2 protein-coding genes and 1 pseudogene are annotated in these 4,094 nt (G+C 40.3%); all 3 read right to left on the reverse strand.

Going from position 1 to position 4,094, the window contains the following annotated elements; translation table 11 throughout:
• Positions 1 to 640: cobalamin biosynthesis central domain-containing protein (locus tag IQ247_RS31620; protein ID WP_322745616.1), on the reverse strand; the 640-nt coding region annotated here is incomplete at its 3' end.
• A 13-nt stretch (positions 641 to 653) separates the two neighbouring features.
• Positions 654 to 1,894: pseudogene (locus IQ247_RS31625) on the reverse strand (RNA-guided endonuclease InsQ/TnpB family protein).
• 411 nt (positions 1,895 to 2,305) lie between these two features.
• Positions 2,306 to 3,964 (reverse strand): hypothetical protein, encoded by a 1,659-nt coding sequence (locus IQ247_RS31630; RefSeq protein WP_193926143.1) that lies wholly within the window; start codon positions 3,962 to 3,964, stop codon positions 2,306 to 2,308.
• Positions 3,965 to 4,094 lie beyond the last annotated feature (130 nt).

Below are 4,094 nucleotides of genomic sequence, written 5' to 3' on the forward strand. Positions count from 1 at the left end.
GGGGAGAAGATGTTTTGTGGGTGATATAGATTTTGGCTTTTGTGGTTGGGGATTGGTGGAATTTGAAGGGATGTGTTTGGGGTAGATGATTTTGCCATAGAGTTGAACCAACTTCTTGAATTACTTCTACATCTTCCCCTTTAGCGACTGCTGCACTAACTGCATTCCAATCACCTCCACCGCGACACCATCCGAAGGGAATACCTAACATATCTACCGCAGGTAATTCTAAACCGTTGGCAGCGCCGGTTAAAACCGCTGTTGCACCTAATTGTAAAGCAATTATTTTTGCTAACTTATCGGCACCACCTTGATGTCCACCACATAAACTTATGACGAATTTTCCGGTTTCATCTATCACTACCACTGCTGGGTCAGTGGATTTATCTTTTAACAATGGTGAAATCAGTCTTACTACTGCACCTGTAGCTAAACAGAAAACAAATGCTTTATGAGTCTCCCATAAATCAGCTACGTGTTTTTTCAGAGAATCTTTGTACGTTTGTGCATTAGTAATTTCTGATAATGATTCTGAAACCCACAGAGTAGCATCCTTGTTTTGGCTCATGGGTTGAAGTTTCTTTGCACCCGTGGGAGTCGTAGCGATTAAAGCGATGGGAGAGAATTCACTGAAGAGCAATTTGGATTTCCTGTTAGCTGATATTGGATATTACATATGAACTACCCCACCCGCTCCGAGGGATGGGGCTTCCAATTTCAACCGGAACAGCCGATAATACGGAAGATTTCCTTCCAACCCCCGGACTTACATTCCGTCCATTGGCAGTAGCGCTAGTTCCTAACGCTAATAAACGCATACCTTCTTCTCGAATGTTGATAGCCGCATTCACGTCTCTATCGTGCTTTGTTTGGCAACTAGAGCAAGCCCAGCTACGCGCACCTCTAGAGGCAGGCTACCCACTTGATTGAGGCAAACGTGACAAGTCTTACTCGATGGGAAAAACCGACCAATTTCTAGGTAAGTTTTACCGTCTCTTTCTGCCTTGTATTTGAGTTGACGGGTGAACTCTGACCAACCGCAATCACTGATCGCTTTAGCTAAGCAGTGATTTTTCATCATGTTCTTGACTGCCAGATTCTCAACAATGATGACTTGGTTTTCGTTCACCAGTTTGCGAGATAATTTGTGCTGGAAATCCTTACGAGAATTTGCAATTCTTTCATGCACCCGCGCTACAATGCGACGGGATTTGCTTCTTCGATTTGATCCTTTTACTTTACCAGATAGTTTCTGTTGTTTACGCTTGAGATTTTTAGTGTGTTTCTTCAAGTGTTTGGGATTGTCAAATTTAGACCCATTAGACGTAATCGCGAAATGAGTCAATCCAACATCTACACCAACCGCTTTACCATCCGAAGAAATCCCAACATCTGGCAAGTCATCGTCAAACAGCACAGAAGCGTAATACTTGCCTGCGTGATTCATGCTGAGTGTGACTGTTTTGATTTTCCCCTCAAACTTGCGGTGAATCTTTGCAGAAATAACGCCTAACTTGCCGGGAAATTTCAGATGACTATCATCGACAATCTGGACTTTTTGCGGATACTGAATCGACTGCTTATCGTGCTTCGATTTGAAGTTGGGAAATGATGCCCGTCCCTCAAAGAAGTTGATAAATGCCCTCGATAGATTCAGTGAAACGCTTTGCAGCACCTGACTGTAGGTTTCACCTAGCCATTCATACTCTTTTTTGAGTGCAGGTAATCGACTGTTCATCCCAATCTGAGATAAGCCCTTACCCGTCTGTTTGTAGAGTTCATTCGTTGCGCTCAGTGAATTATTCCAATACCAACGCGCACAACCAAATGCTTGTGAGAGCACTTGTTTCTGTTCGTTAGTCGGATAAATTCGTACCTTAGCAACATTTTTCATGTCCTTAGTTTAACACGAATCCTATTTATCGTAACGAAAGCTGTGACACCTGGGAGATTGGGGCTACCGCCCCTCGCTATCCATCCCCACCGCATAGGCGAGTGGGGAATTCCGCGAATCCGTTAAATTTCATCACATAATTGACCTATTGTAGTTACTGATTTTATGATTCCTTGTTGAGTTAAGGTGTCAAGATATTCGTCAACTGTTTTTTGAGGTTTTTTCATAATTAGTTACACTTCGGTTATAACTAATGTAGCGTAGAGCAATGAATTTATCACCTGCGGAGTGCGGCTCATTGCAAGAGTTTGAGACTATTTTCGTTAATTTTTAGTCAGGGTAAATATTTTTGTTCACTTACTTAATTTTGGTGCGTTGCACTACACGGCAACACACCACGTTAACTGAAAATTACCTCATCTGTGATTTCTGACGTGGGGGATTATTTTGTGGAGGTGTTTGAGGAGTATCGGGAGTTTCTGGAATCTCCCGTGGTATTTCTGGAGTCGGTTGAGGAGGAGTTACAACCATATCTTTAACCGCACCTCGATAAATTAACGCCCCTAGAGTATTTAACTTAAATCCCCAACCTTGAGGCAAGTTACCATCACCATCATTTTGTCCTAAGTCTATATAAATGCGCGGTGGCACAAAATACTTCACATCGCTCACACCGATTAATTCATCGGCTTGTTCCATAATTTTATCAACTACAGCATCAAGTTCGGTGTAGTTATTATAGTTCTGTTGCAGTTGGGATTTGATAAAAGCGATGAATTCCCGTACTGCTTTGACTTTTTCATCTCTTTGTGCAGTTGCTTCTGGAGTAAATCCCTCACCATAAGGATTATCAAGTCCTAATTGTTTTAAAATTAAAGGTTCTAAATATCCAAAAAGCTTGACTTGTGCTTCAATAATTTTCGGGTTGTTAACCTCTTTGTGACGCGGTAACAAGGTGCGGAAAGCGCGACGCAATACTTGAGAAAGGGTAAAAGCCGGAAAAGGAATGCTTTGAGAATCTATATTAATGCCATTTTCTACCATGAGTACGTCCAAAGATGGTAAATCTGGAGGTACAACTGGCATTTGGATATTAAAAGCTTGAAATTCTGGATTTCCACTGCGATCGCTCAGAATATTTTTTTGTCTGCGATTTTGTTTTTCTTGAATTGCAAGGATTTCTCTGGCTTTTGCTTCATCATTCAACAATGAAGTTAAACCTTTGAGATTGAAGGGATAAACGGGAGTATTCAAGCTGATATAAACAAACTCAGCACAATAAGCTTTATTATCCGAATTATTCAGAAACGCGATCGCGCTTTCATCCCCAAGACTAGCCAAAGCGCAATTTTTCAAAAATTCCTGGAGACTAGTTCTATCAATAACTTTAGTTGGGTCTCCTCCATTAAAATCGTTCTGAGAAAATTTGACAAACGGATTCATCAAAGCCATCCAACAAATAATACTATCGGTATAACCCCTCTGCTGCTCCTGAGTTACAAAGTCGGGAAAAACTAAATTTTGGGCTACCGCAACAAATCCGTTTTCACCATATAAACCAAGATGATAACTATCCGGTTCGTTAAAGGAAGCAAAAGCTTGTTTTTCACCCTCCCGAATCGCGGGTACAATGGTACCAGAATGGTGTCCTTCATTTTTGATGAAAATTTCCATCAAATCATTAACTTGGGAAGCACTTTGGGGACTCTGACGTAAATCAATCTCTTTACCATAACGGTCTTTATTGTACTGATAAGTACAAACAAGTAAACCGTATTGATCGAGAAACTGGACAATATCTTCATGTCCCGATATCTTGTTTCCTTGAGAATTGGTAATTATTTCCTCATCTGCAATACCAATAAAACCGGGTACTTCAATGGTATTTATATCTAATGTAGTTTGATCGTCAACGATTACTTGTTTGTGAAACAATCGTTTCATATCTTCTATAGGTTTCCCTTGTTTATAATCGGGACTTTGAATAGAATTAAAAATTTCTAAATCTATATCTTCAGGAGGATGTAAAGGTAAACTCAAACTGACATCGAAATTATTATTAGCGTTCATATACAATTTTTAATGTATAAAATACTTCGTACTATCTCATACTTCATGAGAGATAACTGTAATTACAGAAGAACTTTAGATTTTAGTTACCTAAATTAAGCTTCCTATTTGCCCCATCCCCCCATCACCC

It is taken from the genome of Plectonema cf. radiosum LEGE 06105, from assembly GCF_015207665.1.
Taxonomy (GTDB): domain Bacteria; phylum Cyanobacteriota; class Cyanobacteriia; order Cyanobacteriales; family Nostocaceae; genus Rivularia; species Rivularia radiosa_A.

What these genes read in the sequence shown, in the direction of transcription:
- IQ247_RS31630 (WP_193926143.1), bottom strand. Translation starts at nt 3,964, where the DNA reads ATGAACGCTAATAATAATTTCGATGTCAGTTTGAGTTTACCTTTACAT.